20 protein-coding genes are annotated in these 19,192 nt (G+C 44.9%); 16 read left to right on the forward strand and 4 right to left on the reverse strand.

What is annotated here, in order from left to right; translation table 11 throughout:
* Positions 1–161 precede the first annotated feature (161 nt).
* From bchL to JGK16_RS10820, 6 genes are all read left to right on the forward strand, one after another.
* On the forward strand, positions 162–1,028 hold the full coding sequence (bchL, locus tag JGK16_RS10795) for a ferredoxin:protochlorophyllide reductase (ATP-dependent) iron-sulfur ATP-binding protein (protein ID WP_265237962.1): 867 nt from the start codon (positions 162–164) through the stop codon (positions 1,026–1,028).
* 34 nt (positions 1,029–1,062) lie between these two features.
* On the forward strand, positions 1,063–2,505 hold the full coding sequence (locus tag JGK16_RS10800; protein ID WP_293190520.1) for a DUF5331 domain-containing protein: 1,443 nt from the start codon (positions 1,063–1,065) through the stop codon (positions 2,503–2,505).
* Between the two features lie 215 nt (positions 2,506–2,720).
* Positions 2,721–2,882: a hypothetical protein gene (locus JGK16_RS10805; RefSeq protein ID WP_293203065.1), complete on the forward strand. Its 162-nt coding sequence runs from the start codon at positions 2,721–2,723 to the stop codon at positions 2,880–2,882.
* Between the two features lie 18 nt (positions 2,883–2,900).
* Positions 2,901–4,310 carry a ferredoxin:protochlorophyllide reductase (ATP-dependent) subunit N gene (locus JGK16_RS10810; RefSeq protein ID WP_293190521.1) on the forward strand — a complete coding sequence of 470 codons (1,410 nt, stop codon included), beginning with the start codon at positions 2,901–2,903 and terminating at the stop codon, positions 4,308–4,310.
* 84 nt (positions 4,311–4,394) lie between these two features.
* Positions 4,395–4,664 carry a type II toxin-antitoxin system HicA family toxin gene (locus JGK16_RS10815; RefSeq protein ID WP_293190522.1) on the forward strand — a complete coding sequence of 90 codons (270 nt, stop codon included), beginning with the start codon at positions 4,395–4,397 and terminating at the stop codon, positions 4,662–4,664.
* The gene (locus JGK16_RS10820; RefSeq protein WP_293190523.1) at positions 4,636–5,004 is read left to right on the forward strand and encodes a type II toxin-antitoxin system HicB family antitoxin; all 369 of its coding nucleotides are present in this window, start codon (positions 4,636–4,638) and stop codon (positions 5,002–5,004) included. Before JGK16_RS10815 ends, JGK16_RS10820 begins: the two co-directional genes overlap by 29 nt.
* Before the next feature lie 50 nt (positions 5,005–5,054).
* On the opposite strand, the gene JGK16_RS10825 is transcribed toward JGK16_RS10820, so the two are convergent.
* Both JGK16_RS10825 and JGK16_RS10830 read right to left on the reverse strand, forming a co-directional pair.
* Positions 5,055–5,660 carry a HEPN domain-containing protein gene (locus JGK16_RS10825; RefSeq protein WP_293190524.1) on the reverse strand — a complete coding sequence of 202 codons (606 nt, stop codon included), beginning with the start codon at positions 5,658–5,660 and terminating at the stop codon, positions 5,055–5,057.
* Entirely contained in the window at positions 5,644–6,693 is a 1,050-nt protein-coding gene (locus tag JGK16_RS10830) for an AAA family ATPase (protein WP_293190525.1), read from the reverse strand. The genes JGK16_RS10825 and JGK16_RS10830 overlap by 17 nt, the downstream gene beginning before the upstream one ends.
* 194 nt (positions 6,694–6,887) lie before the next feature.
* On the opposite strand from JGK16_RS10830, the gene JGK16_RS10835 reads away from it, so the two are divergent.
* A complete protein-coding gene (locus tag JGK16_RS10835; protein WP_293190526.1) occupies positions 6,888–7,946 on the forward strand; it encodes a hypothetical protein in 1,059 nt (352 codons plus the stop codon).
* Positions 7,947–8,090: 144 nt separating this feature from the next.
* Here the strand turns inward: JGK16_RS10835 and JGK16_RS10840 are convergent, their stop codons facing one another.
* Both JGK16_RS10840 and JGK16_RS10845 read right to left on the reverse strand, forming a co-directional pair.
* A complete protein-coding gene (locus JGK16_RS10840; protein WP_293190527.1) occupies positions 8,091–9,578 on the reverse strand; it encodes a DUF5009 domain-containing protein in 1,488 nt (495 codons plus the stop codon).
* A 36-nt stretch (positions 9,579–9,614) separates the two neighbouring features.
* Positions 9,615–10,496 carry a polysaccharide deacetylase family protein gene (locus JGK16_RS10845; RefSeq protein ID WP_293190528.1) on the reverse strand — a complete coding sequence of 294 codons (882 nt, stop codon included), beginning with the start codon at positions 10,494–10,496 and terminating at the stop codon, positions 9,615–9,617.
* A gap of 90 nt (positions 10,497–10,586) precedes the next feature.
* Between JGK16_RS10845 and JGK16_RS10850 the strand changes: the two genes are divergently transcribed.
* From JGK16_RS10850 to JGK16_RS10890, 9 genes are all read left to right on the forward strand, one after another.
* Entirely contained in the window at positions 10,587–10,754 is a 168-nt protein-coding gene (locus tag JGK16_RS10850) for a hypothetical protein (RefSeq protein WP_293183239.1), read from the forward strand.
* Between the two features lie 74 nt (positions 10,755–10,828).
* On the forward strand, positions 10,829–11,557 hold the full coding sequence (locus JGK16_RS10855; RefSeq protein ID WP_293190529.1) for a glycosyltransferase: 729 nt from the start codon (positions 10,829–10,831) through the stop codon (positions 11,555–11,557).
* Complete coding sequence (locus tag JGK16_RS10860) at positions 11,550–12,344, forward strand: polysaccharide deacetylase family protein (protein WP_293183243.1); 795 nt, start codon at positions 11,550–11,552, stop codon at positions 12,342–12,344. Before JGK16_RS10855 ends, JGK16_RS10860 begins: the two co-directional genes overlap by 8 nt.
* A gap of 124 nt (positions 12,345–12,468) precedes the next feature.
* Positions 12,469–14,097 carry a DUF2079 domain-containing protein gene (locus tag JGK16_RS10865; RefSeq protein ID WP_293190530.1) on the forward strand — a complete coding sequence of 543 codons (1,629 nt, stop codon included), beginning with the start codon at positions 12,469–12,471 and terminating at the stop codon, positions 14,095–14,097.
* Between the two features lie 153 nt (positions 14,098–14,250).
* Positions 14,251–14,919: a DUF3318 domain-containing protein gene (locus tag JGK16_RS10870; protein ID WP_293183247.1), complete on the forward strand. Its 669-nt coding sequence runs from the start codon at positions 14,251–14,253 to the stop codon at positions 14,917–14,919.
* 687 nt (positions 14,920–15,606) lie between these two features.
* On the forward strand, positions 15,607–16,605 hold the full coding sequence (locus tag JGK16_RS10875; protein WP_293183249.1) for a sugar transferase: 999 nt from the start codon (positions 15,607–15,609) through the stop codon (positions 16,603–16,605).
* Between the two features lie 249 nt (positions 16,606–16,854).
* A complete protein-coding gene (locus JGK16_RS10880) occupies positions 16,855–17,055 on the forward strand; it encodes a hypothetical protein (RefSeq protein WP_293183251.1) in 201 nt (66 codons plus the stop codon).
* A gap of 93 nt (positions 17,056–17,148) precedes the next feature.
* Positions 17,149–17,586 carry an ATP-binding protein gene (locus JGK16_RS10885; RefSeq protein WP_293183253.1) on the forward strand — a complete coding sequence of 146 codons (438 nt, stop codon included), beginning with the start codon at positions 17,149–17,151 and terminating at the stop codon, positions 17,584–17,586.
* Positions 17,587–17,750: 164 nt separating this feature from the next.
* Complete coding sequence (locus JGK16_RS10890) at positions 17,751–19,019, forward strand: WcaI family glycosyltransferase (protein ID WP_293183255.1); 1,269 nt, start codon at positions 17,751–17,753, stop codon at positions 19,017–19,019.
* Positions 19,020–19,192 lie beyond the last annotated feature (173 nt).

Consider the following 19,192-nt stretch of genomic DNA (forward strand, 5'->3'; position numbering starts at 1 on the left):
TGCCAAAAAGAATGACCACTTTTGAGGTGCCAAGGTTTTCTTTTGTATGCTGAGTCCACGTTTGTCCAATTAATTGGCGATTAGAGGCGTAGCGATCGCAACATCAAAGCGTCAAACCCCAGCCCGATCGTTTTGATAGAAACCTATAGGAGAAAAAAAGAGTGAAACTCGCAGTTTACGGAAAAGGTGGAATTGGCAAATCGACAACAAGCTGCAACATCTCCGTTGCCCTAGCCAAACGCGGCAAGAAAGTTTTGCAAATCGGTTGCGATCCAAAGCACGACAGCACATTTACCCTCACGGGCTTCTTGATCCCCACAATTATTGACACCCTTCAGGAAAAGGACTATCACTACGAAGACGTTTGGCCCGAAGATGTCATCTACAAAGGCTACGGCGGCGTTGACTGCGTAGAAGCAGGCGGCCCGCCCGCAGGAGCTGGTTGCGGCGGCTACGTAGTCGGAGAGACCGTTAAACTGCTCAAAGAACTCAACGCCTTTGAGGAATACGACATCATCCTGTTCGACGTACTCGGCGACGTAGTGTGCGGCGGTTTTGCTGCCCCATTGAACTACGCCGACTACTGCATGATTGTGACCGACAACGGATTCGACGCATTATTTGCAGCCAACCGCATCGCCGCCTCAGTTCGCGAAAAAGCCCGCACTCACCCGTTGCGCCTCGCCGGTCTAATTGGCAACCGCACCTCCAAGCGCGATTTGATCGACAAGTACATCGACACTGTACCCATGCCAGTGCTCGAAGTCCTGCCGCTAATTGAAGACATCCGCGTTTCTCGCGTCAAAGGCAAGACTTTGTTTGAGATGGCCGAGAGCGATCCCTCCCTCAACTACGTCTGCGATTACTACCTCAACATCGCCGACCAAATTTTGGCAATGCCCGAAGGAGTAGTGCCCAACGACACGCCCGATCGCGAATTATTCTCCTTGTTGTCAGATTTTTATCTAAATCCTGTGCAACCAGTGGTCAAGAAGGAGGAAGATGAGCTAGACCTGATGATGGTTTAATAGGTCTAGCGATCAGGATGAGGATAAAGAGGTTATGGCTTTTTTTGATACTTTTTCAGTTGCTCTCAAACAGAAGTGGTTGGACTACTACCAGGCAAATCGGACTTGGCTGCTCCTGCACATGACGGCTGACAACACGGTCGCCACACCCGACGGCGGGAAAAGGCCTGTTTCTTACCTCATCCTGGGAATTGCGGCTGCCCTGGAGCCGGAACTCCAGCAATTAATGCTGCCCTTCTCAAAACTCAAGCCGGATGCAGACAGCCTGATCGAAGTCTTGGGTCTAAATTTTGACCCGGATCTAGCACTGGGTATGCCTTCAAGTACCGTGCCACAGGTAGCCGGTCAACCTCCAACTGCAACTGCTGCACCCGCAGCCGCTCCAACTGCAACTGCTGCACCCGCAGCCACTCCAACTGCAACTGCTGCACCCGCAGCCGCTCCAACTGCAACTGCTGCACCCGCAGCCGCTCCAACTGCAACTGCTGCACCCGCAGCCGCTCCAACTGCTGATGCCAAATCTAATAAATTAGGCGGTGCGGCGTTAACAGCAGCCGGAGTAGTCGCCGGAGTCGCCGGAGTCGCTGGTCTGGCTGCTGCTGTTAACGCACTGAGACCGGATGAGGAAGAAGCAGTCTCTGACTTCGACATGGACGAGGACGAAGCAGAATCTATCTCCGACTTCGACATGGACGAGGACGAGGCAGAATCTATCTCCGACTTCGACATGGACGAGGATGAGGAAGAATCTGTCTCCGACTTCGACATGGACGAGGATGAGGAAGAAGAAGCCTCGGCTTTGGACGGTCTCGCTCTCGGGGACGATGAGGAAGACGGCATATCAGACTTTGATATGAGCGAGGATGAGGAAGACGGCATATCTGGCTTCGATATGGGCGAGGATGAGGAAGACGCCATATCAGACTTCGATATGGGCGATGACGAGGAAGATGAAGCCTCAGCTTTGGGCGGTCTCGACCTCGACGATGAGGAAGATGAAGCCTCAGCTTTGGGCGGTCTCGACCTCGATGATGAGGAAGATGAAGCCTCAGCTTTGGGCGGTCTCGACCTCGACGATGAGGAAGATGAAGGCTCGGCTTTGGGCGGTCTCGACCTCGATGACGAGGAAGATGAAGCCTCAGAATTTGGGACTTTGACCTCTGGGGATCTCGAAGCGGGGATATCCGATCCGTTTGGGGAAGAAGATGCAGAGTTTGTCGCCGAAGCAATACCCGATCCGTTTGGGGCTACGACCTCAGATGACCTAGATATGGATCTGGGCGACTTGGACGAAGATGGTCTTGACGATTTCTCTGTATCTGATGACGATGACCTCGACGAACTCGGACTAGACGATTTGGGGGAAGCAACTACCGGAGATCCTGATGAAGATGATTTAGATGCTCTAGGTCTCGGTGATTTGGATTCTGATGATGAGGATGAAGAGATTTCGGGCTTTTTGTCGGATTTTAAGTAAGGTTGTTGCGATCGCCAAAGTCTATCCTAGTCGGGAGTTTTCCCGCCTATTTGTGAGTTGTGAGTTGCGAGTTGTTAAATTTTAATTGTTAAATTTTAATTGACTCAAACTCACAACCACCAAAATGGTTTTTAGCTTAGCGAGTTGAAAAACACTAAATCCCTGCTGTGAGGGATTACAAGCCCTCGCGCAGAATTTTTGAGCTGGAATTTTAGATGCTGCTGCTGCGAAAATATTCAGTTTGCTGCATCTATTTTTCACAGGAATTACGCCAAAACCAGGTATTTCTATTATTGTTCTGCGATCGCGCGATCGCCAAATACAGCTATTTCCTCGCTAGCCTAGCCTGGGAAAGTTCAAGACGAAAAACAATTTAAATGGAGAACATTTGAAATATGACTGCAATTACGACTACTGAGCCAGAAGCTTTAAACTTTGAATGCGAAACTGGTAATTATCACACATTTTGTCCGATTAGCTGCGTAGCTTGGCTTTATCAAAAAATTGAAGATAGCTTTTTCCTAGTCATCGGTACCAAGACTTGCGGCTATTTCTTGCAAAACGCCATGGGCGTGATGATTTTTGCCGAACCGCGCTATGCGATGGCTGAGTTGGAAGAAGGCGACATTTCCGCTCAATTAAACGATTTTGATGAGTTGAAGCGGCTGTGCTTGCAAATTAAGCGCGATCGTAACCCCAGCGTAATTGTCTGGATCGGCACTTGCACCACCGAAATCATCAAAATGGACTTAGAAGGCTTGGCGCCGAAGCTGGAAGCCGAAATTGGCATTCCCATCGTCACAGCCCGCGCTAACGGCTTGGATTACGCCTTTACTCAAGGTGAAGATACAGTTTTAGCAGCGATGGCTGCTAAATGCCCTGAGAAAGCGCCAGTGATGGAATCTCAGAAAGTAGAACGCAACGCCATCTCTCAACTGCTGAATTTCGGCAAGAAAAAAGAGGAAGTTGCAGCAGATGAATCGGAATATGTCAAGCACACACCGCTGGTACTTTTCGGTTCTTTGCCCGATCCGGTTGTGACTCAGCTAACCTTAGAATTGAAGAAGCAAGGCATCAAAGTTTCTGGTTGGCTTCCTTCCAAACGCTACACTGAATTGCCAGTTCTGGAAGAAGGTTATTATGTATCTGGCATGAATCCGTTCTTGTCCCGTACCGCTTCGACGTTGATGCGCCGTCGTAAGTGTAAGCTAATTGGTGCTCCATTCCCGATCGGGCCAGACGGAACTCGCGCTTGGATTGAAAAAATTTGCTCCGTACTCAACATAGAACCAAAAGGTTTAGACGAACGGGAAGCACAAATCTGGGCGGGCTTAGAAGATTATCTGCAAATCATTCGCGGCAAATCAGTCTTCTTCATGGGCGACAACTTGCTAGAGATTTCTTTAGCACGTTTCTTGATTCGCTGCGGCATGACTTGCCCAGAAATCGGCATTCCTTACATGGACAAGCGCTATCAAGCCGCCGAATTGGCGCTGTTAGAAAAAACCTGTCACGAGATGGGAGTTCCGACTCCTCGGATTGTCGAGAAACCGGACAATTACAATCAGCTACAGCGGATTTACGCGCAGAATATAGACTTGGTGATTACCGGTATGGCTCACGCTAATCCTTTGGAAGCGCGGGGAATCAATACTAAATGGTCAGTTGAGTTTACTTTTGCTCAGATTCACGGCTTTGGTAATGCGCGGGATATTCTGGAGTTGGTGACTCGTCCGCTGCGCCGGAATAATTCGCTGAAGGATTTGGGTTGGGGTGATTTGGTGAAGAATGAAGCTAAGGTTTAGTTTCTAAATAACACCTGATTCAGCGCGAGGGTGGGCAATGCCCGCCCTTATTTATTAGAATAGTGTAAGCATCCATAAAAATTTATGGGCAAGTTAGGAAAACTGGTAGAACAATTTTTAGCAAATCCACCAGAAGTGCGGTTTGACGATGTGTGCTATATCCTAACTGCTTTTGGCTTTGAAGAAAAGCGATCGAAAGGAAGTCATCATACTTTTGTCAATGCTGATGGATTAAATATTACAGTTCCTAAAAAAGGTGGTAAAAAGGTAAAAGGAGTATACGTAAAGCAAATTGTTGCGCTATTGAAACTGGAGGATTGGAGCAATGAATCAGAAGATAGAATTGAAGAATAAATCTTTAGAATATTACTTGAGCCTGAGATATGCTATAAGTCTTTACCCAGATCCAGAAGGAGGTTATACAGTCCTTATCAAAGACCTTCCAGGTTGTATGTCTGTAGGAGAAACTTTGTCAGAAGCAATGGAGAATATTGAGGAAGCTAGAGAATTGTGGATAGAGACTGCTTATGAGTGCGGGCATGAGATTCCTTTACCTACAACGGAGGTTGAGTATAGCGGAAGTCTATCTTTACAAATTCCTAAATCTCTACATTTAAGTTTAGCAGAAAAAGCGGAAAGGGAAGGAGTTAGTCTTGATCGGTACATTCTGGTTGTATTAAGTAAAGCAGGCTAAAAGTTAACTCTTTTTTTATGAACTGCCGAGGAATTATCGATAGTCGCGGGTTAAAATATCTTGTGTATGCTCTCAACGACTTGCTCAAGAAAATTAACCGCTTCATTAACTAATAGTTCATCAATAGGCCAGCGATTCCCTAACGATAAAGTAGGATCTATATCTGCTTCATGTGCTATCTTATTTCGGCGATCGACAATTAGAATTAGTTTTTGTTTTATATCTTTAGCAGGGCTACCCATGTTAATAGAGACTTCTTCCCACAACTTTTTATCGCAAATCAGCCGGACAGCATCAGCTATAGCATTTGGCTGCTGAAAACTTTTGTAGCTGTGGCGTTGGCGAATTTCATCTTCTAACCAGGAATCAATATTTTGTCCTGCGTTTATACCTGTACGAGCGTTACCCAGTGAAATTTGAAACCCCGAAAATGCTGGCGGTTCAAGACGTTGCCCGCGATGAATCTCTAACATACCTATCCTGACAACTTCATGGATATAGTAGTCCAAAGCGCTCACCGCTAGAACAAGTGCAGCTCTCAGCATATCTGAAAGATCCAGAACATTGCTAGTTTGAGCTTTTAGAGAATTATGCACAGCAATCAGATCCCGAACGCGAGCAATACTGATGCGAAATAGATCAATTGCTGACTGCATGGCACGTTAACCCAATAACTCTGTCCGTCAGTGTTGAAAAAACTTTTTTGAACTCTTCTTGCGCTCCTAAAGTCTTTTCCAAAACTATACCAGGCCGCCCTATTTGCTCTGGCGTGAGAGCAAAAACTGGTGTTTGATGCTCTTGAGACTTAGCAATAAGGCTGTTAAAATCAGAAATTTTTGCAAGGCATAAATCACGGCCAATTGCTTGAGAATTGTACATCTGATTACTTAGTAGCATATGATTTTCTTGCAAAGATGGTACTAATCTAGTAGAAACAGCTTCTTCAATTCCATCTATCCACTTCTGAAAAGCAGCAGCGGGTTCTTGACGTATTATTCGATAGTTTTGAACTACAGTCCCAAGCAAGCGCGGTGTAACTTTGGGAAATGGATAGGCGGCATCTTTCAAAATCATCATTTCTGAAGCTTTCTGAGCCCAAGCATACCATTTTGGCAAGATTTTTGCCAAAGAATCGATCGCCATTACTGAAAAGAAGTCTGGACTTGTGGGAAGTATAAAAAAATCACTGGTCATCAGTAAGTTCTGATTGATTGAGCTTAAACTTGGACTCATATCAATCAAAATATAATCAGCCTCAAATTTATCTGCTGTTTTTTGCAAAAGATATGAAATTGAACCCGGTAAGTTTTGCAGTGTTTGAATTGAACCGCTTAGCTCTTGTGCAATGCCTAATGTTACCTCATATTCAGCAAGTCCAACATGACCTGGTAACAAAAACAAACCATCGCACCCTTCTACTGGCAAACAATCTACAGCTTCAATTAGCTTAGGTCTTGATTCAAATGCAGGTGCTAATCCTGATTTAATATTCTGGTTTTTTTCATATAATCCCTCTAGTTCTTCCTTGGTTGAAAATCCCAAAACCATTCCTGTCAGGTTACATTGCGGATCGGCATCCACTATGATTACTTTTTTTCCCTTGGTGGCTAACATCCATCCTAAATTAAATGTAGTGGTTGTTTTGCTAACGCCACCCTTGTGATTAAATAGAGCTATTTTGTGAACCATGTTTTTTTATACTTTTGGGGAAGTCAGTACCTGAGCTATAGCTAAGGCTATGACTATTATACAGTCAGGGCTGAAAGGGTGCACTTTCCCCCCAACCCCTCCAGAATCCGAGCCCACGCGCCCGCAACACGATCGCCCAAAACGCCGCCTATAATCAAAACTAGCCCCAAAATCTCATCAATTGACGAACCGCCATGAGTCGAGACAGCGAAAAAATCAGCTATTCAGAGAAAACAGAACGTCTCAAAGTCATCACCCAGTTTATCAAAACCGTGACGCCGATGATTTGGACAGTTGTAATTATAGTAGTCATCATTCCCCTACTAGGCAACTTTCTCATCTCCCAGTCGCTAACAAATACGGCAACCACAACCGTTGTAGTCTCACCGCCCCACGACTTCAGCAAAGTCAACCAAGACATTAAAAACGCCATCCAAAAAGCCAATACAACAGCCGAGGCTTTCGCATCAAAAGAATTGGACAAATGGGAAACCGAAGTAATAGCACGAGTAGACAACAGCTTCCTCGATTGGTACTTCGATTACTTCAACCAAAAAAAGATGGAGTTTACAGTACCTTTCAACTTCGTCAAATCCGCCGTACTCAACCGATTTGACATGACAGCAGCATCTCGCGCTGTTTCCGAAAAATTAACAGAAGACTTCCAAAGAGAATTTGCTAACCGCGTGCTGGTTCCCAAAAATGCTCAATTGAAATTTCAATTAATCACTCAAGATACTGCTAACTTGTACATAGCCGAAGTCAGCAAAAATGTCAAAGTAGTTCAAAACAACTATAACATCCCACAAGTACAGTGGGACAAATATCTGAACGACATTGCCACCACAATTAGCGACAAAGGAAACGTCTCAAATTTATCATTAAAAGTATTAGTTGGCGGCAGCGGTTACTTAATTGCTAAACCATTAATATTGGGAGTAGCAACCAAAGTCGGCAGCAAAGTTACAGCAAAAGTTGCCAGCAAAGCCGCCGCCAAAATAGCAACAAAAACAGGCGGTACAGTTGCAAGTCAGCTAGGAGTAGGTTTAATCGACCCGATTGTCGGTGTCGGGATTATCATGTGGGATTTGTGGGATTACAATCATACAGTCACAATAGAAAGACCAATTTTGCGCGAACACCTTGTAAGTTACTTGAAAGATGTCAAAAAATCCCTGTTAACCAATCCTGAAACTGGAATTATGGCAGCGATTTATCAATTAGAAAGTGGCATTTTAAAGTCACTTTCCTAGAAGTTACGCATGGGAGACCAAAAACCAGGTTTATGAACCCCGTGCGTAAGTCACGATCCATTCTCTCCCTCTGCGTCCTCTGTGTTCTCTGCGGTTAAATCATTCCGCTACAATAGCTGAAGATAAACTCGCCCTTTAATTAACTCACGTCCTCAAAAATAGTTTCAACCTCGTAAACACCACCACAATTAACGCTAAAATCGCCGTATATCCCAAACCCCTCAAAAACCCCATAAACGGATCAGTGGAAGTCATCTCAATAATCATCGGTTCCCATTCATTTAACACCAGAATCGGCCAGATAATATTGGCAAATCCCGCATACCCAATCATCGGATTCACCCCGTTATCAATAAACAACTGCAAAAAGCATCTCTTCTGAAACACATCGATAATTATCGTCAACCCAATTAACAGAAAAATCGCCATTCCAGTCGTTACAAAAAAGTAACTCATCGTCGCCGAATCTTTCTTAATTCCGCCTTCATAAGGCTCAAATAGCAAACCCAGAACCAGCCAATAACAACCCCATTTGTAAAGGCGGTTTAATACATTTTCCGTGACATTCCGAGGCTTTCTCAACAAAAGCAAACCGCACAAACACAATACCACCGTCACTAATGAAGCCTGCCACACCAATCTAGCTTGCAGTCCAACTAACAAAACTAAATTGACAGCAAACATCAAAATCATAATGCTAAAATAGCGCCAACTCTTCCAGCTAGCATAACTCGCCTCTTCCGGCGAACGATACTCTATCCACCTTGCAAGTAAATCTCCAACAATCGTACCAGGAATCACTACAAATAAATACTTTAAATAATCAAATTGAAACAGCCAAGGTGCAGGAGAGTACAGCCAAATAGACTGAATCCAACCGTCAGTATGAGAAGACATCCGCGCTGCCAACAGCAAGCCCAAAAATCCGACTCGCAACCACACATTTGAACGAGTAAACAGCCAAATTAGAGAACCAAAAACCGCCACATTTGCCAGTACCATCAAGATAATATCGTTGCGTTCAAAAGAAATTCCCCTACCATCGGGATATTTGATATGAGAGATGAAGCTAATCCCGGCACTCCAACCAGCAACTGTCATCCCTCGCCACAGCCAAGTTGACCATTTTTGTGGCCAGCGAACGTACATTAAAAATAATAGAAAAAAACCGCACAAAGCCAGCCACCACTTTTGTGGGCTGGGTTCGTCTGGATTAATTGTAGTCGGGCGAATGTGTTGGAGAAATATCGCAAATGATGCTAACAAAAAGCCTCTTTGCAAAATAGAGAATATTACTTTTTTAAAATCCCCTCCCTTGGCGATGCGGCGCGACAAAGCTAGCGGTATCGCGGCGCCCATTGCAAACAAAAAGAAGGGGAAAACTAAGTCAACCCAGGTTAATCCTGGCAGTTTGTTATTGAAAATATGGTCTGGTGGTGGTAATTGGGCGTGATACATCCACGCTGGTAAGGTTTTGCGGGCTATTGTACCTGATAAAACCATTGCTAATACTGCTAGTCCGCGCAGCGCATCCAGTGCGTCGGCGCGTTGGGAAACGGCAGCAATTGCTAAGGGTTTTTGGTTTTCGATGCTATTTTGTGATTCCGATGTTGCGTGTTCCAATGCACTCACCAATTCTTCATTGAATAACTGTAAAAGCTGTATAGCTTATTTTTTGCCAATTAGTTTGTGTAGCCAGCTTCCTGAAGCTAGGCTGCTGAGTCTTTCTGCGGAGTGTTTTTTGTTGACTGTTAATCTCGAAATCCGGTATTTATTGGGTGGAAAAAACCGCAATTTTAATTTGAGACTGTCGTACAAGTATCCTGATGAGAAGTATTTGACGAGATATTTGTCAACTTCTTTGTTGACTGCGCCAAAGGGGTAGGCTATGTGAGACGCAACTATTTGATTTGGATCTAAGTCTTTGGTGCATTTTCTGAGTCTAATTTGGTCTTGAGATAGTTCTCTGTCTAATGCTGTCATAGAAATTTTTGTAAGATTTTCGTGGTTCAGTCCGTGGGATTGAATGTCATAAAATCCTTTTTGCATTCCGTCTCTTAAGTCCTGACAAGTTACTTTTTTTATGAGTGAGTCTTGACGACCTAAAAAGCCGGAGTTGACAAATACAACTACTTTAGTTTTTCTGCTGTATTTATTTTCGAGTCTTTGTAAAATCGGGAGTAAGTGCGTATAAATGCTTTTGTTGCCATCGTCAAAGGTAATCATAACTTTTTTGCGATCGCGATATTCACTCGGCACCGGCTTTTTGGGATTGGCGATGAAATACTCGTAAAGCTCTTGGGTTGACAAAAACCAATAGTTCTGCCTAACTAAGTCATCTAAAAAGGGTTCCAAGTTTTGCTGGCTGTAGTCGCCGGGAAAGTCTCGCCGCTGCGGCGGTATTTCCTGGGGATTCCGCAGGTCTACTATATCGTGAAAGCCGAAAATCGGAATTTCTACTGTGATGATTTCTAGGATTGCTTGATAGGTGATGAAAGTTAGGAGGAATGCTAGTAAAAATCTAATAATACGTTTTTTTCGGGGCGTCATACCGGGTTGAAAATACTCGGGCCATTTGTTAACTAAATAATTTATCATTGACAATTACAACCTCATAAGGTATATAGTTCAGGCGGTAGTATGACGGTTTTTCGAGTTCAGATGTTGGGAGTGTCTAGATTGTCGATCGCCCGTGTCGCCCCTAAAGATGAGCTAGGTCAAGCCTACCATGATACAATTTATGGCGATCGTACTTTTTCCGCAGCCCCCTTCAAACTTGACAAGATTTATTGTTGGCTAACTTTTTGACACCTGATGTCCTGTACTTGTGATTTCTTGCCCGAGGTGGTAGCATACTTCTGCGAAAGCGCGATCGAACAACAATGATGAAAATCGCAGTAATTCTGCCTGTTTACAACGAAGCAAATTGCATAGAGCAAACCTTTAACAGAATTTTAGAATTTACTCAAAAAAATTATGCTTACAATTTTATCATTGTTAATGACGGCTCGACCGACAATACACTGCAAATTATAGAAAACAAACTCAAAGCTTTTCCCACACGTCACATCAAACTAATTTCTTACAGCAACCGTCAAGGTAAAGGGTATGCCGTCAAAAAAGGATGCGAAGATGCAGACGCCGACTGCATTTGCTTCATGGATGGCGACTTAGCATACTCCCTCGAACATCTCGAACCCTTAGTAGAAAAATTAGAAAAATTTGATGTCGTAATTGGTTGCCGAAATCTCGATCGAGACAACTTCCGAAATCTTACCTTACTCAGAAAAATAGCTGGCAAAATATTTAACTTAATTTCCCGAGCCATCCTGAATCTACCATATAGAGATATGCAAGCCGGACTCAAAGGCTTCAAGAAAATACCAGCCCAAGAAATATTTAAAAGACAAACAATTACCGGGTTTTCCTTTGATGCAGAACTGCTGTTTTTAGCTCACAAAAAAGGATATACAACTGGTGAGATACCCGCCCGAGTTTCACAAGAACATCTCTACAAACTTTCTCAAGTCAACATACTTAAAGATTCCCTAAAAATGCTGATCAGCTTGTTTAAAATTAGATACAACGACCGCGCAGGCTACTATGAATAAATCAATATTGTTGAGTTTTGATCTAGAAGAATTTGACATCCCTGAAGAATACGGTCAACACCTGGAAGAGGAAATCAAATTTGAAATATCTAGCCGAGGATTGTCAAATATTATATCACTTCTCGACAGATTAGAGATTACAGCCACATTTTTTGTGACAGCCAACTTTGCACTCAACAACCGAGATACAATCAGAGAACTATCAAAACACCACGAAATCGCCTCCCACGGCTTTTACCACTCTCAATTTAGCCTCGAAGATTTACAAAAATCAAAGCAAACCTTAGAAGAAATAACGAATACTCAAGTCACTGGATTCAGGATGGCAAGACTTCAGCCAGTTGATGACATAGAAATAGAAAAAGCAGGCTACGAATACAACTCCTCAATGAATCCTACTTACATCCCAGGCAGATACAATAATCTATCTAAATCCAGAACTGCATATTATACGAATAAACTGCTCAACCTTCCCATTTCAGTCACTCCTATGATCCGATTTCCGTTATTTTGGTTGAGCTTTAAAAACTTTCCTCTGTCAATGATACAATTGGCAACCAAGCTAACGCTAGAAACAGACTCGTATCTGAACATCTACTTTCACCCCTGGGAATTCACAGATATTTCCCAGTTTAAATTACCCGGTTACGTCAAAAAAGACTCAGGCAGCAAAATGGTTGACAAACTAGAAAAATACCTTACCAAGCTTAAAACCCAAGGCAAATTTATTTCTATTTCCGAATTTAAGCACAACTTCAGTCAACCAGGGCTTGATCGCTCCGACTAAAGAAACCGGGTTTTTCAACTCTTATTAAGGGTTTGAGCCAAGTATTTTGGCGAAAAACCCGGTTTCTGGCAACTTGTCGATAAGTCCTATCAACCTTAGAAAAAATATCGGTGCAGTAAAAAATATGAAATTCAAACCTCTCGACTCGTGGAACAATCAAACAGGATTTCGTCAAGTTACAATCCTAGCAGCGATTTTTTTTATATTAGTTTTAACTTTCAGCATAATTCGCTACGAAAGCTTCTTAGCATCCTACGATCACGGCCTATTTAACCAAGTATTTTGGAACAGCATACACGGCAGATTCTTTCAAAGTTCCCTGTCATCAGGCGCCTCCAGCGCCTCGCTGATAGACAGACAACTGTCATCTCCATCTTACATCCATTTAGGGCAACACTTCGTTATCAATTTTCTAATTTGGATGCCGATTTATGCCTTGTTTCCATCCCCTGTTACCCTGATAGTTTTGCAAGTAGCTTTAATCGCCGCCGCCGGAATAGTTTTGTATCTTTTAGCAAGACATTATCTATCTGTTCCCCTGTCGGTAATGATAGTAGCCAGTTATTACGGAGCAAATGGTGTAATAGGCCCGACGCTGGGAAATTTTTACGAACACTGCCAACTTCCTCTATTTATATTTAGTTTGCTGTTAGCTTTAGAAAAGCAAAAGTGGGTGTGGTTTTGGATTTTTGCAGCGCTGACGTTAGGAATTCGCGAAGAAACTGGAATTAGTTTGTTCGGAATCGGAGCTTATTTAATAGTAAGCCGCCGCTATCTGCGAGCCGGAATAGCGCTGTGCGTGTTGAGTTTTAGTTATGTTTCGCTGATTACCAATGTTGTGATGCCCATGTTTTCTGACGACAATTCCCGGCTTTACTTAGCTAATTTTTTTAGGAAATTCGTCAAAACAGAGAATCCGTCTACGCTGGAACTGCTGTGGGGGATCGTTACCCAACCTCAAATTATAATTGAGGTATTTTTTAACGATTTAGAAAGGCGGATCAGGTTTATTTTAGGTTTGTGGCTGCCGCTGGCATTTATACCTGTTGTTTCGCTGCCAGCTTGGATTATGTCAAGCTTTCCTTTGCTGGTTCTGCTGGTGCAAGTTTACAATAAATCAGCGACTTCTATCAATACTCGCTATACCTTAAGCGTGATTCCTTTACTGGTTTATGCTGTAATTTTATGGTGGTCGGAACATCCAGAAAGATTTAAACCGAGGCTGCACCGTTTTTGGATTGGATGTATTGGATTGTCGCTATTATTTACCTTGACTTCCAATCCCTATGGGGCTTTGTATTTTCTGTCGCCTTATTCTTTTAATCCTTTGGTTTATCAATCCTTGCCGGAGCAATTAGAACACGCCACAGACCTGCAAACCGTGCTAAAATTGATTCCGCAAGCTGCTAGCGTTTCGACAAGCGGTTACATAGTTTCTCACCTTTCGGGTCGCAGAAACCTCATCCGTTTAGAAATGATGCAGTTTCGAGATGAAGAGGGAAAGGTAGTCGATGTCGATTATGCGCTGTTAGATTTGTGGCAGTTGCAGCAGCATAATTTAAAAGTTCCGCTGGATCGGGGTAGAGTTAGGGGGGCAGTGCGTTTTACAGACGAAGCTCTGCGGAACGGTTCTTACGGAATTGCTGAAGTATTGGACGGAGTTGTTTTGGTTCAAAAAGGGATTACTTCTAAGCCGGAAGTTTTGGTGGCTTGGTCGAAATTGCGGCAGGAAATTCAACCGTTGATGAAATAGTCGGAAGAAATCGATCGCCCACAACGACTAAAATCAAATAAAATTGCCAAAAGGTCGATCGACCCCCGCCACGAGGCTATATTTGGATTCAAGGTTTGCTATACTCCAGAAATAGACACATATTAACCTTTGGAAAATCAATAGGCCGGAGCTATGACATCCTATGCAACCTCTACAGCAAGAGCCGAGATGAGTGAGATCCGGCGCTTGAAAAATATACTGCCCCCAGAACTCCAAAGTTGGGTAACAGTAGAAAAAACAATAGAAGTTAATCCCACCCTAATCCGTAGCGAAGAAATAGGCAAAGACCAGGTAGAAATACAGATAGACCTGATCCGCTGGGAACAGCTAGCAATGGATCAGCGAAACCTCCTATTTTGGCATGAAGTCGCCCGCATCCAAAACGACACCATCCCCAGAGACGGTTGGGAAATGGCTGCTCTGGCGATCGGTTTAGGCGGCGCCGTCGGCGAACTTTGGGTGCAAGACGGCTTGCTGCTGGTACTGGCCCTATCTTTGTGCGGCGTCTCCGGCTGGAGACTTTACCAAAAAAACAACGGAGACAAAAGTTTAAAAGAAGCAGTAGACGCTGACGAAAAAGCTCTCACCCTCGCCACTCGCTTCGGCTACACTCTGCCAAACGCTTATAAAAGCCTCGGTAGTGCCTTAAAAACCTTAATCGAGCAAACCTCCAAAAAAACTCAACGGGCTAAATACGAAGCTCGTCTCCAGGCCCTGAAACGCAACGCAGCCAAAGCCAAAGCCAAAGTGCAACCCATCAGCCGCGAAACCTCCCAGTCAGAAAACGTCTACAATTCTTGACCTACTCCTCTGACTTCTGGTGCGGAGTTTTCCAGTTAACGGTTAACTGTTGACATTCCTGTTACACAGTTAACCGTTAACTTTTAGCTGTTCGCTGCGGTAACTTTCCCCCTGCAAGACAGGCTCGAAAATTCTTAACGACAAGATTAATCGCTCTGAATCCACAAAAATCTTGATTCGGATTTGACAGATACTTCCAGCCCGGGGGTGCATCTCAATTTGGCATTCTTAGGATCGCGAATTAAATAATTTACACATATTTGTGGGATGGGCGTCCCGCCTGTCCAGAAAGGACGGGCGGGACGCCCATCCCACAACAACAATAAAAATTGTAAGTTATTTAATTCTCATTCCTTTGTGCAGTCGCCGCTCTGGTGCTATACATAGCACGCGAGCGGGGACTGCACTAAAAAAAATCCTTTTTGCAAAAATGAGATACTTCCAGCCCGGACAGTTGGGTAGCTGATGGGTTCAAAATTTTTCCGCCAAAACTTGGACGGGTTGATGACCGGTAGACTTGAGTCTACCCTGACCTGTGATATGGCGAGGCTCGGCGGCCACATTTTTAGGGTTTTTGTAAAGTTTGTATAAAGCTGGGCTTTAGATCGGAACAATATTTGGTAAACGTGGAGCGGCTAGGACACAATAGGCTAAAGACATCAGCTTGAAATTTGAAACTAGGACTTCATGGTCAGCCAAACCCCAGAGACAGATTTTCGGGTTACATACTTGGACGAGATTCCCTCGGTTCACATACCCGTGCGCTTGAGCGTACTTGAAGCCGTAAACTTCAAGACAACCTGCCAGCAACTTTTCTCTGAAAACACCGTTCCCAGCAAAATTGTCCTAGACTTCAGTCAGACGACATTCATTGACAGTAGCGGGATCGGTGCTTTAGTCAGCAATCTGAAATTTTCCAAACAGCGCGGCAGCGACTTGGTGCTCCGAAGCCTCAAGCCACAGGTGATGGCAGTATTTGCTCTCACCAGCCTAGATCAAGTGCTGACAATCGAGCAGCCTTCTGCAACGTCAACTCCCATAGAGACACACCCCTCCGACAATCAGCTACCGATGACGCATCCCTCGGTGCAGTCGTTGGTGAAACGGGTGATAGATGTCGTTGGGGCGATCGTCGGTTTGATAATTACAGGAATTTTGTTTGTACCCATAGCGGCAGCCATCACGATTAACGATCCGGGCCCGATATTGTTTGCACAAACCCGCTGCGGCTGGATGGGCAGAAGATTTCGGATTTGGAAATTTCGATCGATGTGTACTAATGCCGAAGCCATGAAAGCCGAAATTAAAAACCAAGCTTCTGGCGCATTTTTCAAAAATGACAACGACCCGCGGATTACCAAAGTCGGACGCATCTTGCGGAAAACGAGTCTCGACGAACTGCCACAGTTTTGGAACGTGCTCAAAGGCGAAATGAGTCTAGTCGGCACTAGACCGCCTACTCCAGACGAAGTTGAGCGCTACGAAGTCCCTCAGTGGCAGCGTTTTGATGTCAAACCTGGAATGACAGGCGAATGGCAAGTCAACGGTCGCTCTAAAGTCCGCGATTTTGAAGATGTCATCCGTTTAGATTTAAAATACCAACAAGACTGGAGCCTGATGTATGACCTGAAACTAATTGTTAAAACCATAACTGTGCTGTTTAACAAAAATAGTGGCGCTATGTAGAGCGGTCAACAACCGATTGCTGAAATTTTAGTTGCTGTTGATTTCTCGACAGCCGGAACTCGAACTTGATACTTAGTCAAGTAGGCGATCGATCGCGATACTTACGTTAGTATTAAGTGTTAAAATTCACACAGAAAATGTGCATCTATTTACCAGCTCTGCGATCGGAGCATTAATTAGCAATTGGCGAGTTCGAGGTCGTACTCGAATGACTCCAGCAGGGTTTTCGAGGACGACAAGAACTCAGGTGTGTTGAGAAAAGTACCGACTGCTAACACGGTCGAAGCTGAAATAACTCATCGCAAGCTGCTGAGTCGGGAAATTTTCCGATTTAAACGTCCTACCGAAGCGGGTTACAGTATCGGAAGTCTCTCATTTTCGCGATCGAGTAAATGGTGCGAAAGGAATGCTCACCTTGAGGCAAAACGGGCTTCTTCAATTCAAGCTTGACTAAACTAATATGTTGCCAAGACCTTGCCCTCCTTTTCCTCTCCAACCTGCGCTGGCTAAAGCGGTGGTGGGGGGCGACCAGGGAGAAGAAAAATGAAAGACGAGCAACCAATTGCCGAGTTTGACCTTCAGGTTACAACAGACCTGAACGCTCTGACACAAGTTTCGGAATGGTTGGAGAATATTGTTCTGCCGCTGATACCACAGGACTTGTGGTGGCAGTGCAGCCTGATTGTTAATGAAGGGTTTACAAATGCTGTCCGCCATGCTCACCAGAACTTGCCCCCCGAGACGCCGATCGACATTGACGTAAAAGTGTTTGCAGACTACTTAGAAATTAGGATTTGGGACAGAGGTCAACCCTTCAACCTGGAATCAAAGCTGCGCTCGATCCTGCAAGAGCAGCGCGATCCGTTGGATAGAGAAGGAGAAAGGGGACTGGTGTTTATGTACAAGCTCACCGACGAGCTGCACTATATCCGTACCGACGATCGCTCCAACTGCCTGGTAATGCGTAAAAACCTTATCTGAGGGCGCCGGCAGGGCCCGAGCCTGGGCGGCTTCTGGCGATCGTCGGCAGGGCCGGGCGCCGCCCCTGCGATGCTCCCTGACACCCAACCACCTCCTCAGCAATTCACCGGGTGGACGATCGAGTAGAGGAGCGGCAGGACTATTTGCTTCAAACTAAATATATTATGCGTATTCTAATTTATTCCTATAACTACTATCCAGAGCCGATCGGCATTGCCCCCTTGATGACAGAACTAGCCCAAGGCCTAGTCAAGCGAGGGCACCAAGTTCGAGTCGTCACCGGAATGCCCAACTATCCCCAGCGGCGAATTTATCCGCAATATCGGGGCAAATTTTACCTCACCGAAGAACACAACGGCGTCACTATTCAGCGGAGTTACCTGCGCGTCAACGGCCCTCACCCCAGCCTGCTAGACCGACTTTTGCTAGACGGTAGTTTTGTCGTATCCAGCGCCGTCCAAGCATTCAGAGGCTGGCGTCCCGACGTGATTTTCTCAACAATGCCACCTTTACCGATTTGCGTTCCAGTGGCCTTTTACGGCTGGACTCGCAATATCCCGATCGTCCTCAACGTACAGGATATCGTCTCAGAAGCAGCCGTGCGCGTCGGCTTGGTGAAAAAAAACGGACTGCTAATTCAGATTGCGGACGCCTTAGAAAAATTTGCCTACAGCACAGCCAGCCAAGTCAGCGTTATCGACAGCGGTTTTGTCAGCAAATTGCACTCTCAGGGAGTACCCCCGGAAAAAATAGTTTGCCTTCCGAATTGGGTTGATGTCAATTTCATCCGCCCTTTACCAAAAGAAAATAACCCCTTTCGCGAAACCCACAAACTAAATGGCAAGTTTGTGGTTCTTTATGCTGGAAATATTGCCCTTACCCAAGGCTTACAAACAGTGGTCAAAGCAGCGACCCGTTTGAAGCACATACCTGAAATTGCTTTTGTAATTGTGGGGGAATCAACAGCACTGACGCGCTTGCAAAAAGATTGCGAAACTTACAAAGCTACTAATGTAATGTTACTGTCGTTTGAACCGCGAGAAAAATTGCCCGAAATGTTAGCTGCTGCGGATGTTAGTTTAGTCGTACAAAAGCGCCGGGTAACTAACTTTAATATGCCTTCAAAAATTCAAGTGCTGCTGGCGAGCGGTCGGGCAATTTTGGCGTCCGTTCCCGAAACTGGTACGGCGCATAAAGCAGTGCAGCAAAGCGGTGGCGGGGTGGTGGTAGCGCCGGAAGATCCGCAGGCTTTGGCTGATGCTGTGGAGGATTTGTTCTTAAATCGCGATCGGGTGGATGCGTTGGGCGAGCAAGGTAGAAAGTATGCTGTGGAGAATTACGGATTTGAGGAAGCTTTGAATCATTATGAGGCTTTATTTGCGGCGGTGGCGGCAAGTCATGCTGAGAAAATATTGCAACCGCTGCCAAAGTAGACGAGCAATTGCATACATCTGCGATCGATCGCAGATTTAAGGCAGACGCAACAGGGAGCATCTCATTTTTGCAAGAAGCATTTTTTATTGCAGTGCGAGCGTCCCCGCTCGCCTGCTATATCAATCAGCACGCGAGCGGGGACAGCACTACAGATGCAAAACTGAGATGCTCC

The sequence above is a fragment of the Microcoleus sp. PH2017_09_SFU_O_A genome (genome assembly GCF_020738625.1).
In the GTDB taxonomy this organism is placed as follows: Bacteria; Cyanobacteriota; Cyanobacteriia; order Cyanobacteriales; family Microcoleaceae; genus Microcoleus.